Consider the following 20,840-nt stretch of genomic DNA (forward strand, 5'->3'; position numbering starts at 1 on the left):
GGTCCGACGCATTGATCGTCTTGATGCCAGCACCAACAAAAAAAGGACCTTCGGGTCCTTTTTATAAATGACACACAAACAAAAACGCCGCTCATTGCTGAGCGGCGTTTTCGTTGAATATGGAGCGGGAAACGAGACTCGAACTCGCGACCCCGACCTTGGCAAGGTCGTGCTCTACCAACTGAGCTATTCCCGCAAATGGCGTCCCCTAGGGGACTCGAACCCCTGTTACCGCCGTGAAAGGGCGGTGTCCTAGGCCACTAGACGAAGGGGACACGCTAACTGAAACACATGGTGTGTATTTCAGTGCCCAAATCCGCATCCGAAGATGTCGGCTCTGGTTTCACTCAGCCCTGCCCGAAAGCAACGCTGCTTAAAATTGGAGCGGGAAACGAGACTCGAACTCGCGACCCCGACCTTGGCAAGGTCGTGCTCTACCAACTGAGCTATTCCCGCATTGGCGTCCCCTAGGGGACTCGAACCCCTGTTACCGCCGTGAAAGGGCGGTGTCCTAGGCCACTAGACGAAGGGGACACACGTACAACATTCACTCCCTACCGCGTTTCGCTGTGTGCTTTACGCTGTAAGTGGCGCGCATTCTATGGATGGATTGAGGGGTCGTCAACCCCCAGATATAAATTTATTTAAATCAATGACTTCGCCCCGCTTTCAGGAGCGATTCAGGCTTTTGCGCCTCCTGACCTTTAGCGACTATATTCTGGCAACGACCAAGACGTTATAGTCCGCCGCTGAGGATGATGGCAATCTGAACCACGGTTGCCAGCATTTATATAAGTCGAACCACGGCCGATATAAAGATAGCCACAACCGATTCAACTCGTCGAGCGGTCCTATGCGCCCAAATGCCAAGCCACTACACTCGATCGCAAACCCTATAAAGAGGTCTTACCGGTGACACCACTCATGATCACCCTGCTAGTCGTAGCCGGGATCGCACTATTGATCGCCATTGGCTACATGAACCATGTGGTGGAAAACAACAAGCTGGAAAAGGCCCGTACCAAGGTTGAACTCAACGACCGCCTGCGTCGCTGCGGCGAAATCACCGAGACTTTCCCCGGCCAGCTGATGACTCCCGGGCTCAAGCTGCTGCTGACCCGCCTGGAACTCAATGTCTGCAGGCGTTTGCTCAACCTGGAAAAAACCAGTTCCAACCTCAGGGCCCGGATTACCGAACTCGAAGCCTTGGCCGCGCAAGGCGAATCGATCCCGGTCAACAACCCGCCGGCACCGATCCAGACCGAAGCCAAGGCCAAGGACGTGCGCTTCCTGCTCGAAGCCCTGCACGGCCAAATCACTCGCGCCGCACAGGACGGCTTCCTGCCGACCAACGAAGCCAAGCGCTGGATCCGCGAAGTGCGCCACATTCTGGTCCTGCTGCACATCGAGTTTTTCAACAACCTCGGCCAGCAGTGCCTGCAACAAAACCAGCCAGGCCAGGCCCGCCTCGCCTTCGAACGCGGCGTGCAATACCTGCGCAAACAACAGGAACCGCAGGTCTACGCCGAACAGCTCGAATACCTGGAAAAACTCCTGGCTCGCGCCAACGCCATGGTGATGGACAAAATCGCAGCGGTTGAAAGCGAAGCGAACCAACTGAACGTAGGCCTCAAAGACGTCGAGGCGGATGCGGACTGGAAGAAGAAAGTGATCTACGACTGATCGGAAGAATCAAGGAAGCCACCGCGAGGTGGCTTTTTTTTTGGGTCGGGTTTGGTGAGTGAGTACTGCCGGGGAGGATTGGTTAGCTGTCAGGCCGCCTTCGCTGGCAGGCCAGCTCCCACAATTGGAGTGGGTGTATCAGCAAAATGCTGGTCGGCTGTCAGGCCGCCATCGCGGGCAAGCCTCGCTCCTACAAGGGCCCAGCGTACACCCGCTTCTCACCACTCATCAGGCCGAGCGTTAGCTCGCCTGCAGCTCTTGATCTTGATCTTGATCTGCCCGCCCCTTTCGTGAGGCTGAGTGGAGGTGTTCATCCGGGGAGTGGCGCGTAGCGCCGTTCGACGCAGTCGAACACGCTGCATGTAGGTCGTCGCGAAGCAGACCGGAGGGCAGTGTCCCCGGATGGATACCGGAGCGAAGGAACGCCGAGCCTAGGCGAGGGGCCGGACGCTTGGGGCGAGCGCTTTTTTTGCTTACTTTTTTTAGGCGTTTGTAAAAAAAGTGAGTCGCCGTAAGGGCGAAACCGCCAGCCGCCGTTACCGCAGGAATGGATATGTACACCTGAGAGAGACAGGTCGGCTATCAGGCCGCCTTCGCGGGCAAGCCTCGCTCCTACACTAGATCTGTGTACATATGCGGGAACCAGATCAGAGCCGAAAGTGCCCGACCATCCCCTTCAACTCAACCCCCAATTGCGCCAGCTCAATACTAGAAGCCGCATTCCCCCGCATCGCCAACGAAGACTGATCCGCACTCGCCCGAATACTCGTCACACTGCGATTAATCTCCTCGGCCACCGAACTCTGCTCCTCGGCTGCCGCCGCAATCTGCTGGTTCATCTGCTGAATCAACGACACCGCCGCCGCAATACTTCCCAGCGCACTCTCAGTCTGCAACGCGTCACTCACCGCCAGCTTCACCAGCTCACCACTGTTTTGAATCTGCTGCACCGACGACTGCGCCGCCGAACGCAAGGCGCTCACCAGGCGCTCAATCTCCTCGGTCGATTGCTGAGTGCGCTTGGCCAATGCCCGAACCTCATCCGCCACGACCGCGAACCCCCTGCCCTGCTCGCCGGCCCGTGCCGCCTCGATCGCCGCATTGAGCGCCAACAGGTTGGTTTGCTCGGCGACACTCTTGATCACACTGAGCACCGTGCCGATGTTCTGGATTTCCGCACTCAGGCTTTCGATGCTCGAACTGGCCGACGTCGCCGAGTCTGCCAGCTGCTCGATCCGCGCCATGCTCTGACGCACCACCTGCTGGCCACTTTCCACCTTACCGTCCGCCGTTTGAGCAGCCTGAGCGGCTTCCTCCGCGTTACGCGCCACATCGTGCACCGTCGCCGTCATCTGATTCATCGCCGTGGCGACCTGCTCGGTTTCTTCCTTCTGGCTACTGACCTCCAGGTTGGTCTGCTCAGTGACCGCCGACAGCGATTGCGCCGAACTCGCCAACTGCTCGATACCGGCCTGCAAACCACTGACGATGGTGCTCAGCCCCGCCCCCATCTGTTGCATGGCCTGCATCAACTGGCCGATCTCGTCACGGCGCGTCACTTCAACGGTCGCGCTCAAATCACCCGCAGCGATCTGTTGTGCGACACGAATCACACTGCGCAGCGGCGCCACGATCAATCGGGTAATGACCCACGCCGCGATCAACCCGACCAGCAACGCCAAGGCCGAGGAGCCGATGATCAGCATCGAGTTCTTTTTCAGTTCTGCCTGCATCGACTGGTCTTCGGCGACATAAGCCTGATCAACCCGTTCCACCACTTGTGCAGCACGCTGGTGCAGTTGCTGATAGACGGTTTTTTCCTGGGCCAACAGACCGGTGTACTCCGTCAATTTCTCGCTAAAACTGGTGATGTGACCTGCCACTTCGTTGAGGACAGTCTGATAGCCCTCATCCTTGACCGTGGTTTTCAACTGCTCGGCCTGAACCTGCGCCTGATCGGCCTGCTCGATCTTGCCCTGGCTTGCGCTGTCATCACCCTTGCGGCTCTGGTCCAGACGCACACGTGCTTCGTTCATAGCCTGCAGCATCAACCGCGACACCTGGCTGACCTGATTGGCTTGCTCGATGAACTGCCCGCCGTCCTTGCCTTCGGACTCCTTCAAGGTATAGGCGCCATCGTCGGCAAGCCCTGCTTGCAGGACATCCAGGTTATTGGCCACGCTGGACACCGACCAACTGGCCATTTCCAGGGCCAGGTCCTTGGCCTGACTCAGCGAGACAAACTCGTCGAAGGCCTTGCGATAAGCCCCCAGGGACTGCTCGACGTCATTCATCACTGGCACGTTGGCCGCTGAAGCAGCCTTGAGCTGCGTCGCCAAAGCGATCAGGCCATCAACACCCTCGCGCAGGGCATCGGCGGTTTTCGGGTTGCCGCGCAAGGCGTATTCCTGTTCAAGCAACCGCACCTTGAGCAAACCGCTGTTGAGCAACGACATTTGCTTGAGCCCGTCGAAGCGATGACTGATGGTTTGCAGGGACCAAACGCCGATGGCTGCCACCAGGGCCGTCAGCAGCAGCACCAAGACAAACCCGACACCCATTTTTTTTGCCATACCGAGGTTGGCAAAACGTCCTTGCACGGCCGAAATCATTGCACTTAGTCCCCTGACATAGTCTGTTGACGCAGATTCGCAATGGGCATACGCCAGCACAAGTCTCTGGCGTCGGAATATTGGCAAAAAGCTACGCCCACGTCGTTTTCAGAACGCTTTAGGTCGATTCGCAGCGGTTGCCTGAAAAAATGCCCGGGCACGAGGATCGCAGGCATAAGCGACGTTGATGCGCAGCCAATCATTCGCCTGGCCGTCAGGACTGAAGGCCGTGGCAGAAGACAGCAGCACACCGAAACGCCGGGCCTGCTTGCGCACCTGAGCGTAGTCGGAGATCCCCGATCGCGCCCAGATGAACAGGCCACCAGCCGGCTTGCCGAAAACCTCCCACTCGGCGTCTTCGAGCACTTGCAAGGCCGCCTCCCTGTCCACGTTCAAACGCTGGCGCTGACGCTGCACCAGTTTGCGGTACGCGCCGCTGGCCAACAGGCAAGTCAGCACCGACTCGCAGAACCTTGAGGCGCCCATGCTGCTGATCATCTTGACCTCGGCCAATCGTGATATGACCCCTTCACTGGCCACGACAAAGCCGACCCGCAATGAACTGCTGAGGGTTTTCGAGTAGCTGCCAACATAGATCACGTTGTCATCGACCCCCAACGCAGCAAGGCGCGTGCCGGGGCCGTAGTGCAAATCCGCATAGACGTCATCTTCAATCACCAACACGCCATGGGTCTTGGTCAATTGCAAAACCTGCTGCGCCACCGCGGGTGTCAGGCAGCTGCCCGTCGGGTTGTGGTAGAAACTGTTGATGAATAGCGCGCGGGGTCCGTGCTTTACCAAGAGTGCTTCCAGTTGCGCCGTGTCGGGCCCGCGCGGGGTACGCGGCACCTCGACCATCGTCACGCCGTGCAGCCTGAGCAGGTCAAACAACAGTGGATACCCCGGACTTTCCACCACCACGCAATCACCCGGCTTGAGCAAGGTGCGCACGATCAGGTCGAGCCCCTGACTGGCACCTGCTGTGGTCAGAATACGATTTTCGTCTACCTCGATACCGAGCTGTCCAAGGCGTTTGAGAATTTGCAGACGCAAGGCAGGCAGGCCTCGGGAGGTGCTGTAGTTGAACAACCCCGCCATGTCGGTACGACTGACCTGACGAATCGCGTAGCTCAGGTCGTCAGTTTCGCGCCAGCTCTCCGGCAACCCGCCACAGCCCAGTTTAAGTTCGCCCGAGAAGCCGCCCTGTTTCAGTTCCGCCCCTTCGAACCAGAGGCAATCCTGTTGCCCTTGGGCGACCAGCGTTGGCGTGGCGACAATGAAACCGGCCCCATGACGCGACGCCAGCACACCTTGAGTCACCAGCCGTTCACACGCTTCGACAACGCTGAACTGACTGAGCAGATTGACCCGCGCGATGTGCCGCGCAGAAGGTAAACGCGTGCCTGGCAGCACCTCACTCTGACGGAGCCAGACGGCCAATGCATCGACGATTTGCTGTACGACCGGCACCAATGCCTGTCGATCGATTCTCAATTCCATGAGCAAGCAAACTCCTGTCCATTTGCGGGGAGCAGTTAATCACAGCTGCGCTGGATCGGATGTGCGACAACGCCGCCAAAACCCTCGGTTCTAACCATTTGAAACACATTGTCCGTCCTCTTCCACGGCACCATGAAAAAACCCGCACGTATGCGGGCTTTTTCCTACGGGGCAGGTCTTGATGGGTCAGAACGCCGTGACACCACCGTCCACTGCCAGCGAGTGACCGGTGGTGAACGCCGCGCCATCGCTGCACAGATACAGCACGGCGCTGGCGATTTCCTCGACCTTGCCGATGCGGCCGACCGGGTGCATAGCGTTAGCGAACTCGCCCTTCTTCGGGTCCGCTTCATAGGCACGACGGAACATGTCGGTGTCGATCACTGCCGGGCACACCGCGTTCACGCGAATCTTTTTCTTGGCGTATTCGATCGCCGCCGACTTGGTCAGGCCGATGACCGCATGTTTCGATGCCGCGTAAATGCTCATCTTGGGCGCAGCGCCCAGACCCGCCACCGAAGCGGTGTTGACGATCGCGCCGCCGCCCTGGGCCAGCAGCAATGGCAACTGATACTTCATGCACAGCCAGACGCCTTTGACGTTGACGCCCATGATCGCGTCGAACTCGTCGATCGTGCCTTCCGCCAGCTTGCCTTTCTCGATCTCGATGCCGGCGTTGTTGAAGGCGTAATCCAGACGGCCGTAGGTATTCACCACCTCGTCCATCAGATTTTTTACATCGCTTTCCAGCGTGACGTTGCAACGCACGAAGGTCGCTTCGCCGCCCGCTGTACGAATCAGTGCCACAGTGCCCTCGCCCCCGGCCGTGTCCATGTCGGCCACCACCACTTTCAACCCTTCAGCGGCGAATGCCTGGGCGGTCGCGCGGCCAATACCGTTGGCAGCGCCGGTCACCACAGCAACCTGGCCGGAAAACGTCATGCTCATTGTTATGCCCTCAAAGAGAAGAATGCGGGGGATCGCGTGTTCTCAGTCTAGCCACAGGGGCGTGTGGCACGGCAGCACTATCAGAAGCCCGGTTGGGCGGCCATGAGTTGCAGTGATAGAACTGCGGCCCTGACTATCACTGTACTGGATCGACGTGCATTCGCCGCATCAGCCAAACTTGCGGCATCGATCATGAAGGGCTATCAACAAAGCTTCATTCATCTTGAGTGCCTGTCATGACTTCCCAGACCAATCGCCAGTTCCTGCTCGCCAAACGTCCGGTGGGCGCGGCTACCCGCGAGACTTTTACCTATCAGGAAGTGCCAGTCGGTGAACCGGCTGCGGGTCAGATCCTGGTCAAAAACGAATACCTGTCCCTGGACCCGGCCATGCGTGGCTGGATGAACGAGGGCAAGTCCTACATTCCGCCGGTCGGTATCGGCGAAGTCATGCGCGCATTGGGTGTAGGCAAAGTCGTTGCCTCGAACAATCCTGGATTTGCGGTCGGGGACTACGTCAACGGAGCCTTGGGCGTGCAGGATTATTTCCTCGGCGAGCCACGCGGTTTCTACAAGGTCGATCCGAAACTCGCACCGTTGCCCCGTTACCTGTCCGCGCTGGGCATGACCGGGATGACCGCCTACTTCGCACTGCTCGATGTAGGCGCACCGAAGGAAGGTGACACCGTGGTGCTGTCCGGCGCGGCCGGTGCGGTGGGCAGCATTGCCGGGCAGATCGCCAAGATCAAAGGCTGCCGCGTGATCGGCATCGCGGGCGGCGCGGACAAGTGCAAGTTCCTGATCGACGAACTGGGGTTTGACGGCGTCATCGACTACAAGAACGAAGACGTGCATGCGGGCCTTAAGCGTGAATGTCCGAAAGGTGTGGACGTGTATTTCGATAACGTCGGCGGCGATATCCTCGACGCTGTGCTGGGTCGCCTCGCCATGAAAGCGCGGGTGGTAATTTGTGGTGCCATCAGCCAGTACAACAACAAGGAAGCAGTCAAGGGCCCGGCTAACTACCTGTCGTTGCTGGTCAACCGTGCACGGATGGAAGGCTTCGTGGTGATGGACTATGCCGCGCAGTTCGCCGCCGCCGGACAGGAAATGGCTGGGTGGATGGCCAAGGGGCAACTCAAGAGCAAGGAAGATATTGTTGAAGGGCTGGAGACCTTCCCGGAGACGCTGATGAAACTGTTCAGCGGCGAGAATTTCGGGAAGTTGGTTCTGAAGGTTTAACCCGACATTTCAATGCGCAACAAACCAATGTGGGAGCGGGCTTGCTCGCGAAGAGGAGTGTCAGTCGACATTGATATTGACTGATACACCGCCTTCGCGAGTAAGCCCGCTCCCACATTTGGATCTTCAGCGTTTGGTCAGGCGAGTTCGGCGACTACGGCAGCCAACGCCTTGGCCGGATCCGCCGCCAGGCTGATTGGACGACCAATGACCAGATAATCAGAACCGGCATCCAGCGCCTGACGCGGGGTCAGGATACGGCGCTGATCGTCCTGGGCGCTGCCCGCCGGGCGAATCCCCGGGGTCACCAGTTGCAGCGACGGGTGCGCCGATTTCAGGGCCTGGGCTTCCAGGGCCGAGCACACCAGACCGTCCATCCCGGCTTTTTCCGCCAGTGCGGCCAGACGCAGAACTTGCTCTTGTGGCTCGATGTCCAGGCCGATACCCGCCAGATCTTCACGTTCCATGCTGGTCAGCACGGTCACGCCGATCAACAGCGGTTTGGGGCCGGTACGCTGATCGAGCACTTCACGGCAGGCGGCCATCATGCGCAGACCGCCGGAGCAATGCACGTTGACCATCCACACGCCCATTTCCGCCGCGGCTTTTACCGCCATGGCGGTGGTGTTCGGGATGTCGTGGAACTTGAGGTCCAGAAACACTTCGAAACCCTTGTCACGCAAGGTGCCGACGATCTCCGAGGCGCAGCTGGTGAACAGTTCCTTACCGACTTTGACCCGGCACAGCTTAGGGTCCAACTGGTCGGCCAGCTTCAGTGCGGCGTCACGGGTGGGGAAATCCAGGGCGACGATGATAGGAGTCTGGCAGACGGACATGTGCGGGCTCTCAGGCAGGACGAAATCGGCGCGCATTGTAGCGGAACCAGCGCCACTGCGGGACCCGATGATCGGTAAATCGTCCCGAAGACTCCAGCAAGACTAGCCCCTGCGCCGATTGTGTCGAGTTCGATACACACACGACACGCCCACAACACCCTTCCTCGCTACCCTCGGCAGCCGCAACACGTCCTTACAGCACTTCCCGCCTCCGGGCCGGACGCCTATGCTGGAACCACAACCTCGCAGCCCATCTTTGTGGTTGGCAGCCTACCTGGCAGATGAACGCACGCATGCACAGCACCCCAGCACCTCTGAATGACGATCAAAAAGCACCCGCTGACGACAAACGCTGGAGCATTCGCGCCCTGATCGTCGACGATGACATCCCGATCCGCGAACTGATGATCGACTACCTGGCCCGGTTCAATATTCACGCCAGCGGCGTCACCGATGGCGCCGCCATGCGCCTGGCGTTGCAAGCGGAGCATTTCGACGTGGTGGTGCTCGACCTGATGCTGCCCGGCGAAGATGGCTTGTCCCTGTGCCGCTGGCTGCGCGCCGAATCGGACATTCCGATCCTGATGCTCACCGCTCGATGTGAACCCACCGACCGGATCATCGGCCTGGAACTGGGCGCCGACGACTACATGGCCAAGCCCTTCGAACCGCGAGAATTGGTGGCACGGATTCAGACTATTCTGCGTCGAGTGCGCGACGATCGCACCGAACAACGTGCGAATATTCGCTTCGACAACTGGCGCCTGAACAGCGTGCTACGCCAATTGATCGCCGCCGATGGTTTGGTGGTGCCGCTGTCCAACGCCGAATTCCGCCTACTGTGGGTGTTCATCGAGCGTCCGCGCCGGGTGCTCAGCCGTGAACAACTGCTGGACGCCGCCCGCGGTCGTTCGATCGAAGCGTTTGATCGCAGCATCGACCTGCTGGTCTCGCGCCTGCGCCAGAAGCTCGGCGATGACCCGAAAGCCCCGCAGTTGATCAAAACCGTTCGCGGTGAAGGTTATCTATTCGACGCAAGAGACATTGGCTGATGCGGGCGCGCTTCGATACGCTGTTCGGCCGCCTGTTTGGCGTGCTGCTGCTGGCGATCATCCTGGCGCACCTGTTGGCATTTGCCTGGTTTCACCATTACGGCCCACCACCGCCTCCTCCGCCGCCGGCGTTTGCCGAAGGCATGGACGGACAGCGCCCACCGATGGACCCGCGCTTCGAAAGACGGCCACCGCGGCCATGGTTTGGCGGCCCGTTGGTGCCGCTGACGTTCCAGTTTGTCTCGCTGATCATCGCCGCCTGGTACGGCGCCAAACTGCTCAGCCGGCCAATCCAGCGGCTGAGCGACGCCGCCGAACGCTTGAGCGAAAACCTCGACAGCCCGCCGCTGGATGAATCCGGCCCACGGGAAGCCCGGCAAGCGGCCTACACCTTCAATTTGATGCAGAAACGCATTATCGAACAGCTGCAGCAGCGCTCGCGGATGCTCGGCGCGGTGTCCCACGACCTACGCACGTCACTCTCTCGCCTCAAGCTGCGGCTGGAGCAGATCGAGGACGACAAGCTGCAAGGTCAAATGCGCCAGGACTTGGACGACATGATCAGCATGCTCGATGCCACCCTCACCTATTTGCACGAACAGCGCACCAGCGAAGCCGGGCAATGGATGGACGTGCAGGCGCTGGTGGAATCCTTGAGCGAAAACGCCCAGGACCAGGGAGCCGACGTCCAGGCCCGCGGCCACTGCGCGCCACTGCTAGTGCAGCCGATGGCTTTGCGCTCGTGCATCAATAATCTGCTGGACAACGCCCTGCGCTATGCCGGGCACGCGCGGATCACCCTCGAAGACAACCGTGAGCAATTGGTGATCCGCGTCATCGACCGCGGCCCCGGCATTGCGGCGGACAAACGAGAAGCAGTGTTCGAGCCGTTCTTTCGTCTGGAAGGTTCGCGTAATCGCAATTCGGGCGGCGTCGGGCTCGGTATGACCATCGCGCGCGAGGCAGCGGAACGGCTGGGTGGGCAGCTGAGCCTGGAAGAAACACCCGGCGGCGGTCTCACCGCCGTCATTCGCCTGCCCCGCACCTGAGCCACTCTAAAATGCCTTGTGGGAGCGGGCTTGCTCGCGAATGAGGGAGTGTCAGTCGACATTGATATTGCCTGACACACCGCATTCGCGAGCAAGCCCGCTCCCACAGGGTTGGGATCTGACGCGAAACCTGTGTGTACCGAACGGTACAAACTCCACACACCCACGACACCTTGCCCCTTGACGCTGCATAAGCCGGTGCACCGCCGGTTTTCCATTCCATGGAGCGAGTCCAATGATTGGTAGTGTCAGCAACTACACGAGCTATACCAGCACCAGCAGCACCTCGACCAACAACGCCCGCAGCCAGCAATTCCAGAAAGAACTGTTCGCCAAGCTCGACAGCAACAGCGACGGCGCGGTGGATCAGGGCGAACTTGAAAGCGCCCTGTCGCAGAAAACCGACGACGGCCTGCTGGTCAGTTTGAGCAAGCATTTCGGCAATCTGGACAGCGACGAGAGCGGCAGCTTGAGCAGCGAGGAAATGGCGGCAATGGCACCGCCGCCGCAACCGCCGCATGACCAGGCACCCAACACCGAACTGGCCGACGCGCTCATCAGCGCCCTGGACGCCGACGGTGACGGCGCCATCAGCAGCGACGAATTGAGCAACGGTCTGAACAACGCTGGCAGCAGTGCCGACAGTGAAGAAATCTTCTCGGCCCTGGACAAGAACCAGGACGGCACCGTCAGCAAGGACGAACTCGCCGCCAGCCTGACCCCGCCGCCACCGCCACCGCAGCTGGTGTCCAGCGAAGAATTGTTCAGCCAGCTGGATACGGACAGCGATGGCAGCGTGACCGCCACCGAACTGAGCAGCGCGCTGCAGGCCAGCAACAGCACCTCATCGACCAGCACCGACACCAGCGCCGCGTTGCTCAAAGTGCTGGACAGTGACAGCAGCGGCGGGGTCAGCAGTGATGAACTGAAAGCTGCGTTGCAAACGGATCGCGAGAAAACCAGCGACAACTCCACTGCCCAATTCAACGTCAATGAAGCGCTGAACAAAATGATCGCCAATCTGAGCAAGCAGTATTCGCTCGATAACGTGGCGAGCGTGGGCAAGTACCTGAACGTATCGACCTGAGTCAAAAGCTTCGCGGGCAAGCCTCGCTCTTACAGGTTTGATGTTGCACACGGAATAGTGGCCGGCATCTGACCTGTAGGAGCGAGGCTTGCCCGCGAATTTTAGGCCCTCAGTCCCACCGAAAATCTCAAGGCCGGCGATCTTCTACCCGCGCATGACTCTTGCTCCAGTCCGTCAACAGACTGTACGCAACCGCCAGCAACGTCGGCCCGATAAACAGCCCGATAAACCCAAACGCAATCAACCCGCCAAACACGCCCAACAACACGATCACCAAAGGCAAATTCCCGCCCCGGCTGATCAGGTACGGCTTAAGCACGTTGTCGACGCCGCTGATAATGAACATGCCCCAGATCCCGAGAAACACCGCCATCCCGTACTCACCCTTCCAGGCCAGCCACGCGGTGGCCGGAATCCACACCAGCGGTGGCCCCATCGGAATCAGGCTGAGCATGAACGTCACGATGCCCAGCACCAGCGCCCCGGGCACCCCGGCAATCAAGAACCCGATCAACGCAAGGACTGCCTGCGCCGCCGCCGTGCCGATCACCCCGTTCACCACCCGCTGCACCGTCCCGGCCACGAGTTCGATGTAGTACCCGGCGCGATCACCGATCAGGCGCTCCAGCAGCCCATGGACAAACGCCGCCAGCCGCGGCCCGTCACGGTAGAAAAAGAACACGAACACAATGCTCAATGTCAGTTCGAGAATCCCGCCGCCAATCTGCGCGCTGCGTGCCAGCAACCAGTTACCGACCTGGCCCAGATACGGTTTGACCGCCACCATCATCGCCGCGCCTTGCTGGTCGATGCTGTTCCAGATCACCACCAACCGCTCACCCACCAAAGGAACGCCGCCCAGCCAGGTCGGGGCTTCCGGCAAACCATCCATCTGCACATCCTTGATGAACGCCGTGGCATCACGCACGTGATCCGCCAGGTTGAACCCGAGCCAGACCAGTGGCACCGCCACCAGCAACATCCAGCCCAGTGTCAACACCAGCGCGGCCAGGGATTCCCGGCCATTGAGCCAGCGGGTCAACAACCGCATCAGCGGCCAACTGGCGAATGCCAGCACCGCGCCCCAGAACAAGGCCGACCAGAACGGCGCCATCACCCAGAGGCTCGCGCCAAACAGCACCAGGAGCAGGATCTGCACCAACAGCCGATCGTTATTGAGCATGTAGGTTCTCGAAAAAATCAGTCAACAAAGAGCAGGCAAACGCGCCAGCCGCGTTTGCCTGATGAAGCTTATCGCAACAGTTCGATGTGCAGGCCTGGGCTTTCGGCGCTGCCGGCTTCCATTCGCGCCGCCCGCACGCCCTGCCCGATCAGCGCCTGGCGCCAGGCTTCGGCATTCGACCCGGAAACACTGACCCGCAAGGTTGTGTCGAGGTTCAAGCCGCGAGAAATCAGGCGCAGCCAGGTGGCATCAGGATCGGCGCTCAATTTGGGGAAATCGAGCTCACCCGTACTTTTCAGCTCTCGCAGCAAGGTCGCCGACGTCGGCAGCAAATCACCCAGCGGCGCCGCAGCGTCGAACTGCTCGACGTGCAGATAGGCTTTGCGATTGCCGCGAGTGATGCTGTAAAGCGCCACCAACGTATTGTCCCGGGGTGCCGCCAGACGCAACAACAAGTACGCCTGTTGATCGTCGGCACCGTACAACTTGGCGTTGCCAAAGACATCATTGGCCCAGAGGCTGCTTTCACCGCAATCACGCGCCTGACACCAGAACAGCAAGCCGGCGCCCTGCTTCTGCAACGCTTCACGCGCGGCGGTGAAAGCGTCGGTTGACGAATGCTCCGGCGGCAACTCATAGGTCACCGATGTCGCCGTTCCCCGGGCGCTGACCTGACCATCGAAGCGCAACTGGCCGCTGATCTTACGGATCGAGCCCAGCGGATAAATCCGCTCAAGCTCAACGCCGGGGCGATAGTCAACGATCTGCGCATCGGCCATACGCGGCACGATCGGCAAGTCCTGACTGCCCGGGACATCGGCGGCAAATAACAAGGGACTGAAACAACACAGCGCCAGCACACTGAATGAACGCATGGATAGACTCATCGGATCAGCATGGCCTGGGCACCCTTGACGACACTGGCATCATCGATGCGCTCAGGCACCAGCAAACCACGCTGGACCGCCGGACGCGCTTCCATGGTTGCCATCCAGCGCTGCAAGGCCGGCAAACCGTCGACCTCGACACCCGACCACTCATGGCCACGGACCCACGGATAAGTGGCGATGTCGGCAATGCTGTATTCACCGGCCAGAAACTCCACGGCTTGCAGGCGCGTATCGAGCACCTCATAGAGGCGACGGGTTTCATGTTGATAGCGGTCGATGGCGCCCTGGAGTTTTTCCGGAAAGTAGCGGAAAAACACGTTGGCCTGGCCCTGCATCGGCCCGACTCCACCCATCTGGAACATCAGCCATTGCAGGACGACCGAGCGCCCTTTCGGGTCCTTGGGCAGCAGTTTGCCGCTCAATTCAGCGAGGTAAATCAGGATGGCACCGGATTCGAACACGGCGAAATCGCCGTTGGCGCGGTCGACAATCGCCGGAATCCGGCCATTGGGATTGATCTTGAGGAAGTCCGGTGACTTCTGTTCCTTTTTGTCGAAACTCAAGGCGTGCACCGTGTAGGGCAGGCCGAGTTCCTCGAGCACGATAGAGACCTTGTGGCCATTCGGGGTCGCAGCGGTGTAGAGATCTATCATGGTTGTCTCCCATTTCAACCCGCCCAGCCTCGACAGTTGCCCGGCGCAAGTCAAGGAACGGCGAAGAACCGATTGAAACAGTCTGCGACAAGGTCGGCGCCGGGTTCGTCATTCAGGTGTAAATGATGGCCGCCAGGCAGCTGTTCACGGCTAAAGGGTAGACGCTCCAGCAACTCGGGATGTTTGGCGAGCATGCCGTCGGCTGCAACCACCAGCAACGCAGGGCAACTGACCCTCTGGACGAAGGCCATGGCCTGCTCGGTGGTCAGACGCAGCGGCGACGGCAGCGTGAGGCGGTTGTCGGTGCGCCACGTGTAACCGCCCGGCACTGGCATGAGTCCGCGCTGGGCCAATAGCTCGGCGGCTTCGCGACTGACCGCCACCAGGCCTTTCATGCGCGCCTCGATGGCACGGTCCAGGGTGCTGTAGACCGGTTTGCGTTTTTCCCGCAGATCCAGTTGCGCTTGCAGGGCCATGCCCATGCGTTCGGCGGCATTTTCGCCTTTGTCTGTAGGAGGAATGATGCCGTCGATCAACGCCAGATGCGTGACGCGTTCCGGCATCGACCCGGCGATGATCAACGAAGCGATCGCACCCATGGAGTGCCCCAGCAGTGCAAAACGCTCCAGCCCCAGCTGTTCGGCCACTTGCAGAACGTCGTGGGCGTAGTCCCACATCGCGTAACCGGCACCGGTCGGGCGATGCCCGGAGTGACCGTGACCGGCCATGTCCAGGGCGATGATGCGCAAGCCTTTGAGCTTCGGTGCCAGCCGGGCGAAGCTGTTGGCGTTGTCCAGCCAGCCGTGCAAGGCGATCACTGGCAGGCCGTCTTCGGGACCGAACAGGTGCGCGGCCAGTTCGATGTGCGGCAGGCTCAGGCGAACTTCTTCGACGACGTGGCTCATGCGCAATCCTGCTGGCGACGACCTTCCCAGCGGCTGAACAGGTTTTTCAGCAGCGTGGCGGTGTCTTGCGGACGTTCGAGGGGGAACATGTGGCCACCGGGCATGGTCAGTGACTCACCCAGTGGCATGCGCCCGACGGAGCTTGCATGGTGACGCATCACCACCCGGCTCTTGTGCCCGCGAACCACCGCCAGCGGCACTTTCAACTGCCGTGCGCGACCGGGGCTGGTGTGCGGGACACCGCGGTAGATGCTGATTTCCGTGGCCGGGTCAAAACGCAGGCGCAGCTTGTCGCCGACTTTTTGCAAACCGTGTTGCAGGTAAGCGTCGAAGCATTCCGGGTCGAAGCTGCGGAACAGGGTTTTACCGGCGAAATAGCGCCGCGCCGCTTCCAGATCGGCGAACTCTTCCCGGCGCCCCAATGTGCGGCCGGCAGGGGTCAGGCGGTCGATGAATCCGAAACGCTTGGCCGCACGGATCACCCATTGATCGGCGCGGGTCAGCACCGGCGAATCGAGCATCACCACGCCTCGATACAGTTCAGGGCAACGCAACGCCGCGTGCAGGTGCAACACGCCACCGAAGGAGTGGCCGACGCCCCAGACCGGTTCCGGTTGCTGTTTGAGGTGATGGATCAGCTCATCCACCAGGTTGTGCCAATTGTCGTCCGCCGGGAAACGCGGGTCGTGGGCGTGCTGTTCCAGATGCGTCACCTGATACTCGGGCGCCAGCGCCGCGAACAACTTGCCGTAGGTGCCCGAAGGAAAGCCATTGGCGTGGGCGAAAAAAATCTGTTGCGACATACCGGCAAATCCATGAGCGAGAACAAAGGTTGATTGTCCGTAAGACGCGAGGCCGCGGCAATGACTGTAAGTGCCAGGAATGATGACAGTCCCGTCAGGGGCATGGCTCAAAAGTTAAACCTGATGAAGATCTGTGTAGCAGCTGTCGAGCCCCGGCGAGGCTGCGTCCGGGGCTCGACAGCTGCTACAGGGGTGCGTTTCAGCGGGTCGGTGGATTCTCGCCCAACGGCACGACCGCCATGGTCAACCGCGACACACAACTGGCCTTACCCTCATCACTGCTCAAGCGGATATCCCAGACATGTGTCGTGCGACCGATGTGAATCGGCTTGGCCACCGCCGTCACCCGCCCACTGCGCAGTCCGCGCAAGTGGTTGGCGTTGATTTCCAGGCCAACGCAATAGAACTTGCTGGCATCGATGCACAGGTAACTGGCCATGGAACCGACTGTCTCGGCCAGCACCACCGACGCGCCGCCGTGCAGCAAGCCGTAAGGCTGGTGGGTGCGGTGGTCAATGACCATGCTCGCGGTCAGGGACTCGTCATCAAAGGCTTCGAAGCGAATATCCAGCACTTCGCCGATGGTATTTTTCTGGATTGCGTTCAACTGCTCGACGTTGGGAGTGGTACGCCACAGACTCATCTTGCTTTCCTTTGTTGGTTTTATTCGTGGCTCAATCCTGCCACAGCACCGTCTCGCTGCGCTCGCTCCATTCTTCGAAGCGAGCGCCGTAAGCCGCTTCGATCACGTTGCGCTTGATCTTCAGGGTCGGCGTCAGGAAGCCGTTTTCCACGGCCCAACTGTCTTTGACCACCACCAACCGGTGCAAGCGTTCGTGTTTGTCGAGCACGCCATTGACCTCCTCCAGCAACTTTTCCAGGCTTGAATGCAACCCCGCCCTCGCCGCTCCCCCAGCATCCTGTTGGCCCACCGCCGACAGTACGCACAAACCCAGAGGCGCACTCAAGCCATCGCCGACCACGCACACCTGTTCGATGCGCGAATGCACCGCCAGCCGATTTTCGATCGGCGCTGGGGCGACGTATTTGCCTTTGCTGGTCTTGAAGATTTCCTTCAGCCGCCCGGTCAGGCGCAGGTTGCCTTCGGCATCTTCCTCGCCCTTGTCGCCGGTGCGCAGGAAGCCGTCCTCGGTGATGGTTTCTGCGGTTTTCTCGGGCTCCTTGAAATAGCCGAGCATGGTTGCACCGCTGCGCACCATGACTTCGCCGTTATCGGCGATCCGCACTTCAACCTCCGGGCAAGGCTTGCCGATCCAGCCGGGTTTGTTATCGCCGGGCCGGCCGATGTGGGAGTAACCGCAGCTTTCGGTCATGCCGTAGACCTCCAGCACATCCAGCCCCAGCTTGCGGTACCACAGCAACAGGGTCTGCGGCACGGGCGCCGCACCGGACAACGCCACGCGCAACGCATCCAGCCCCAGCCCGGCGAGCACTTTGTGCCCTACCCGCTTGCCAATAAAGGGCAGGCCCAGCAGAAAATCGAGACGTTTTGCCGGGATTTTGCTGTACACGCCCATCTGGAATTTGGTCCAGATCCGCGGCACGCCAAACAATGCGGTCGGCCGCGCACGCTGCAGATCCGTGAGGAAGGTGTCGAGGCTTTCGGCAAAGAATACGGTTTGCCCGGTGTAAATCGACGCCAGCTCGACGAACATTCGCTCGGCGACATGGCATAGCGGCAGGTAGGACAACAATCGGTCCGACTCGTTGAGGCCAAACAGCTGAGTGCCGCGCGTGGTGGCAAAGCCCAGATTGCCGAAGCTGTGCATCACGCCTTTGGGCACCCCGGTGGTGCCGGAGGTGTAAATGATGGTCGCCAGCTGGTCTGCGGCGGGTTTGGGATCGTCCTGGATCGGCGAGGTGCGTTGCAAGTCGGCCCAACTGAAATCGAAGGTGCCGGGCGGATGGAGTGGCAGGCTGATGGTCGGCAGATTGGCGCTGACCCCGCGTGACATGCCCGGCCAGTCATCGAGCTTGCCGATGAACGCCAGCGCCGCCTCGGAGTGTTCGAGCACTTGCGCAACGGACTCAGCGGTGAGATTCGGGTACAACGGCACCGACACATGGCCGGCCATCCAGATCGCCAGGTCGGCGATGATCCAGTGGGCGCAGTTTTTCGAGATCAGGGCGATGTGACTGCCTTGGGGCAATTCGCGGGCCCGCAGCCAGTGCGCGGCGCAGCGAGCCTGGTGGCCGACGTCGGCCCAGCTCAGGGTCTCGACTTGTCCGCCGCCGGTAGGCTGGACCAGAAACCGCTGGCGGGGATGACGGGCTTCACGCTCGTAAAAGACGTCCAGCGGCAAACGAAAAGCAGCAGACATGCGACTCGCTCCTTTATTTTTGGTCTGGAGCAAGCGTAGTCAACCAAGCGGTTGCTTGGTTGACTATTTCATACAAAATCCCGCAACGCCGCCAACCCCTGTAGGAGCGAGGCTTGCCCGCGAAGGGGCCTTTAAAGACGCCAACAGCTTCCCGGGCAAGCCTCGCTCCTAAAAGAGCCAGAAGCCAACGCAGTTACGGGTGTTTGATGCCTTTGAGCTTCATTGCGCCGGCCAGCGGGCCGTCGCCCTCAAGTTCGGCGAGGCCGGCGGTTTTTACCGCTTCCGGTTCCTGTACATGGCCGTGCTGAAGGTAGCCCAACAGGTTACCCACCAACGGGTTATGGCTGACCAGCAACGCGTGATCGACAGACACCAATTGCTCGGCCACCGCTTGCGGGCGATTGTCGGGGGTCAGCCATTCAACGGTGCGGATCTCCGGCGCGAACCCCAGCGCCTCACGTACCAGCATCGCGGTCTCCTGCGCTCGCAGAAAAGGACTGGCATAGATCGCGGAAATCGGCTTGCCGATCAACTCGGCAGCGGTGCGCAGCACTTCTTCACGACCGTGGGCGGTCAATGCCCGCTCGGAATCAGGACGACTGCCGTATGGCTCGGCTTCACCATGACGCAATACCCAGAGTTTCATAGTTTCGGCTCCTCATCTCGGGCCGGATGTGGCGCGGGCGGCACAGCGTGCGGCGCTTCGCCTTCCGGGGTACGCGGCGTCGGCCAGTCGGCGAACGGCCAGGGTTTCTGGTCGCTGTGGAAGGTGCCGAAACGACCAATCTGCGACAGGAACTGGCTCAGGCTGTCGCCGAAGTTCATCAGGCTGGCGCTCGGGGCGCCATAAATCAAACGATAGATCAGTTGCACCAGCACCACCGCGCCCAGGATGAACTGCGCCACTTGCCAGACCAGCAAGAAGACGATCATCCATAACACCCGCAGCAGAATGGACTCGTAGGTGGCCTCTGTTTTCGGATCGTTCATGTGCAACTCCCTGCTTTATCTCGAAAGCGTGATCAGTTGAAACCGCTGGTGGAAATGAAGTCGACATCAGTTTTGGGTTCGCCGCGCATCAACAGTTCAATCACTTGATTGAGCGTGCGCCCTTCGAACAGGATCGCGTGCAACCCGGCGACCAGCGGCATATAGACGCCCACTTCCTGGGCCTTGGCCTTGAGCACTTTGAGCGTGTTCACGCCTTCGGCGACCTCGCCCAGACGGGTCACCGCGTCTTCCAGGCTCAACCCCTGGCCAAGGGCGAACCCGACCTGATAGTTGCGGCTTTTCGGCGATGAGCACGTGACGATCAAGTCGCCAACGCCCGCCAACCCCAGGAACGTCATCGGGTTCGCGCCCTGATTCACCGCGAAGCGGGTCATTTCCGCCAACGCCCGGGTGATCAGCATGCTCTTGGTGTTTTCACCCATGCCCAGCGCCACCGCCATGCCGGCGATGATCGCGTACACATTTTTCAGCGCACCGCCCAGCTCCACGCCGAAACGGTCGGCGCTGGCGTACACCCGGAAGGTGCGGCCATGCAGCGCTTCCTGAACCCGTTGGCAGAGTTCTTCGTCTTCGCTGGCCACCACCGTGGCGGTCAGCGCGTGTTCGGCGATTTCGCGGGCCAGGTTCGGCCCGGACAGCACACCGATGCGCGCTTGCGGGGCGATTTCTTCGAGGATCTCGCTCATCAGCTTGAACGTGTGGGCTTCAATGCCTTTGGTCAGGCTGACCAGCAATTTGCCACTCAACCGTTCGGCGTGCGGGACCAATACCGAGCGCAGCGCGCTGGACGGCAGCGCGACAAAGCACAAGTCGCAAGCGTCCAGGGTCGCTTGCAAATCGGTCACCGGTTCCACCGCCGGAAGAATCTTGATGCCTTTGAGGTAACGCGGGTTCTCGCGATTGACCCGGATGGACTCGGCCTGTTCGGGGTCACGCATCCACTGCCGGACCTGATGCCCGTTCTCGGCCAACAGATTAGCCACGGAGGTACCAAAACTTCCGCCTCCCAGGACCGCAATTGGGCGCTGTTCAGTCATATGCAATC

General features: G+C 60.4%; 19 protein-coding genes, 4 tRNA genes and 1 pseudogene. 5 read left to right on the forward strand and 19 right to left on the reverse strand.

The window, feature by feature from the left end; translation table 11 throughout:
• Positions 1-120: 120 nt before the first annotated feature.
• From ACA068_RS21400 to ACA068_RS21415, 4 genes are all read right to left on the reverse strand, one after another.
• Positions 121-196: transfer RNA gene (locus ACA068_RS21400), tRNA-Gly, on the reverse strand.
• A 3-nt stretch (positions 197-199) separates the two neighbouring features.
• Positions 200-275, reverse strand: a tRNA-Glu gene (locus ACA068_RS21405).
• A 105-nt stretch (positions 276-380) separates the two neighbouring features.
• A tRNA-Gly gene (locus ACA068_RS21410) sits at positions 381-456 on the reverse strand.
• 2 nt (positions 457-458) lie between these two features.
• A tRNA-Glu gene (locus tag ACA068_RS21415) sits at positions 459-534 on the reverse strand.
• A gap of 378 nt (positions 535-912) precedes the next feature.
• On the opposite strand from ACA068_RS21415, the gene ACA068_RS21420 reads away from it, so the two are divergent.
• Positions 913-1,683 carry a hypothetical protein gene (locus ACA068_RS21420; protein ID WP_497304592.1) on the forward strand — a complete coding sequence of 257 codons (771 nt, stop codon included), beginning with the start codon at positions 913-915 and terminating at the stop codon, positions 1,681-1,683.
• A 647-nt stretch (positions 1,684-2,330) separates the two neighbouring features.
• On the opposite strand, the gene ACA068_RS21425 is transcribed toward ACA068_RS21420, so the two are convergent.
• The 4 genes and pseudogenes from ACA068_RS21425 to ACA068_RS21440 form a co-directional block, all read right to left on the reverse strand.
• On the reverse strand, positions 2,331-3,212 hold the full coding sequence (locus tag ACA068_RS21425; protein WP_370655173.1) for a methyl-accepting chemotaxis protein: 882 nt from the start codon (positions 3,210-3,212) through the stop codon (positions 2,331-2,333).
• Positions 3,192-4,295, reverse strand: a pseudogene (locus ACA068_RS21430) (HAMP domain-containing protein); the annotation flags it as partial. The gene ACA068_RS21425 and the pseudogene ACA068_RS21430, both read right to left, overlap by 21 nt.
• Before the next feature lie 108 nt (positions 4,296-4,403).
• Positions 4,404-5,795, reverse strand: a complete 1,392-nt coding sequence (locus ACA068_RS21435; RefSeq protein WP_497304594.1) for an aminotransferase-like domain-containing protein — start codon at positions 5,793-5,795, stop codon at positions 4,404-4,406.
• 186 nt (positions 5,796-5,981) lie between these two features.
• A complete protein-coding gene (locus ACA068_RS21440) occupies positions 5,982-6,743 on the reverse strand; it encodes an SDR family oxidoreductase (RefSeq protein ID WP_461991780.1) in 762 nt (253 codons plus the stop codon).
• Between the two features lie 236 nt (positions 6,744-6,979).
• On the opposite strand from ACA068_RS21440, the gene ACA068_RS21445 reads away from it, so the two are divergent.
• Entirely contained in the window at positions 6,980-7,984 is a 1,005-nt protein-coding gene (locus tag ACA068_RS21445) for an NADP-dependent oxidoreductase (RefSeq protein WP_497304596.1), read from the forward strand.
• Positions 7,985-8,121: 137 nt separating this feature from the next.
• Here ACA068_RS21445 and pyrF read toward each other — a convergent pair whose 3' ends face one another.
• A complete protein-coding gene (pyrF, locus tag ACA068_RS21450) occupies positions 8,122-8,820 on the reverse strand; it encodes an orotidine-5'-phosphate decarboxylase (protein ID WP_497310642.1) in 699 nt (232 codons plus the stop codon).
• 293 nt (positions 8,821-9,113) lie between these two features.
• Between pyrF and ACA068_RS21455 the strand changes: the two genes are divergently transcribed.
• The 3 genes from ACA068_RS21455 to xopAW all read left to right on the forward strand — a co-directional run bounded on the left by ACA068_RS21455 (position 9,114) and on the right by xopAW (position 12,008).
• Positions 9,114-9,872 carry a response regulator gene (locus tag ACA068_RS21455; protein ID WP_497295406.1) on the forward strand — a complete coding sequence of 253 codons (759 nt, stop codon included), beginning with the start codon at positions 9,114-9,116 and terminating at the stop codon, positions 9,870-9,872.
• Positions 9,872-10,921 carry a sensor histidine kinase gene (locus ACA068_RS21460; protein ID WP_497304598.1) on the forward strand — a complete coding sequence of 350 codons (1,050 nt, stop codon included), beginning with the start codon at positions 9,872-9,874 and terminating at the stop codon, positions 10,919-10,921. The genes ACA068_RS21455 and ACA068_RS21460 overlap by 1 nt, the downstream gene beginning before the upstream one ends.
• Positions 10,922-11,156: 235 nt before the next feature.
• Positions 11,157-12,008, forward strand: a complete 852-nt coding sequence (xopAW, locus tag ACA068_RS21465) for a XopAW family type III secretion system calcium-binding effector (protein WP_497304600.1) — start codon at positions 11,157-11,159, stop codon at positions 12,006-12,008.
• Between the two features lie 127 nt (positions 12,009-12,135).
• On the opposite strand, the gene ACA068_RS21470 is transcribed toward xopAW, so the two are convergent.
• From ACA068_RS21470 to ACA068_RS21515, 10 genes are all read right to left on the reverse strand, one after another.
• Positions 12,136-13,191 (reverse strand): AI-2E family transporter, encoded by a 1,056-nt coding sequence (locus ACA068_RS21470; protein WP_497304602.1) that lies wholly within the window; start codon positions 13,189-13,191, stop codon positions 12,136-12,138.
• 68 nt (positions 13,192-13,259) lie between these two features.
• Complete coding sequence (locus ACA068_RS21475) at positions 13,260-14,066, reverse strand: DUF4892 domain-containing protein (protein WP_497304604.1); 807 nt, start codon at positions 14,064-14,066, stop codon at positions 13,260-13,262.
• Between the two features lie 8 nt (positions 14,067-14,074).
• Positions 14,075-14,734 carry a glutathione S-transferase family protein gene (locus ACA068_RS21480; RefSeq protein WP_497304606.1) on the reverse strand — a complete coding sequence of 220 codons (660 nt, stop codon included), beginning with the start codon at positions 14,732-14,734 and terminating at the stop codon, positions 14,075-14,077.
• A 50-nt stretch (positions 14,735-14,784) separates the two neighbouring features.
• Positions 14,785-15,639 carry an alpha/beta hydrolase gene (locus ACA068_RS21485; RefSeq protein ID WP_497304607.1) on the reverse strand — a complete coding sequence of 285 codons (855 nt, stop codon included), beginning with the start codon at positions 15,637-15,639 and terminating at the stop codon, positions 14,785-14,787.
• Positions 15,636-16,442 (reverse strand): alpha/beta fold hydrolase, encoded by an 807-nt coding sequence (locus ACA068_RS21490; RefSeq protein WP_497304609.1) that lies wholly within the window; start codon positions 16,440-16,442, stop codon positions 15,636-15,638. The genes ACA068_RS21485 and ACA068_RS21490 overlap by 4 nt, the downstream gene beginning before the upstream one ends.
• Positions 16,443-16,641: 199 nt before the next feature.
• Positions 16,642-17,085 carry a hotdog fold thioesterase gene (locus ACA068_RS21495; RefSeq protein WP_497304611.1) on the reverse strand — a complete coding sequence of 148 codons (444 nt, stop codon included), beginning with the start codon at positions 17,083-17,085 and terminating at the stop codon, positions 16,642-16,644.
• 31 nt (positions 17,086-17,116) lie between these two features.
• Positions 17,117-18,784: an AMP-binding protein gene (locus ACA068_RS21500; RefSeq protein WP_497304613.1), complete on the reverse strand. Its 1,668-nt coding sequence runs from the start codon at positions 18,782-18,784 to the stop codon at positions 17,117-17,119.
• A gap of 193 nt (positions 18,785-18,977) precedes the next feature.
• Entirely contained in the window at positions 18,978-19,430 is a 453-nt protein-coding gene (sixA, locus tag ACA068_RS21505) for a phosphohistidine phosphatase SixA (RefSeq protein WP_497304615.1), read from the reverse strand.
• Positions 19,427-19,774 carry a DUF4389 domain-containing protein gene (locus tag ACA068_RS21510; protein ID WP_497304616.1) on the reverse strand — a complete coding sequence of 116 codons (348 nt, stop codon included), beginning with the start codon at positions 19,772-19,774 and terminating at the stop codon, positions 19,427-19,429. The genes sixA and ACA068_RS21510 overlap by 4 nt, the downstream gene beginning before the upstream one ends.
• 32 nt (positions 19,775-19,806) lie before the next feature.
• The gene (locus ACA068_RS21515; protein ID WP_497304618.1) at positions 19,807-20,832 is read right to left on the reverse strand and encodes an NAD(P)H-dependent glycerol-3-phosphate dehydrogenase; all 1,026 of its coding nucleotides are present in this window, start codon (positions 20,830-20,832) and stop codon (positions 19,807-19,809) included.
• Positions 20,833-20,840 lie beyond the last annotated feature (8 nt).

This window comes from Pseudomonas sp. LBUM1660, assembly GCF_059695935.1.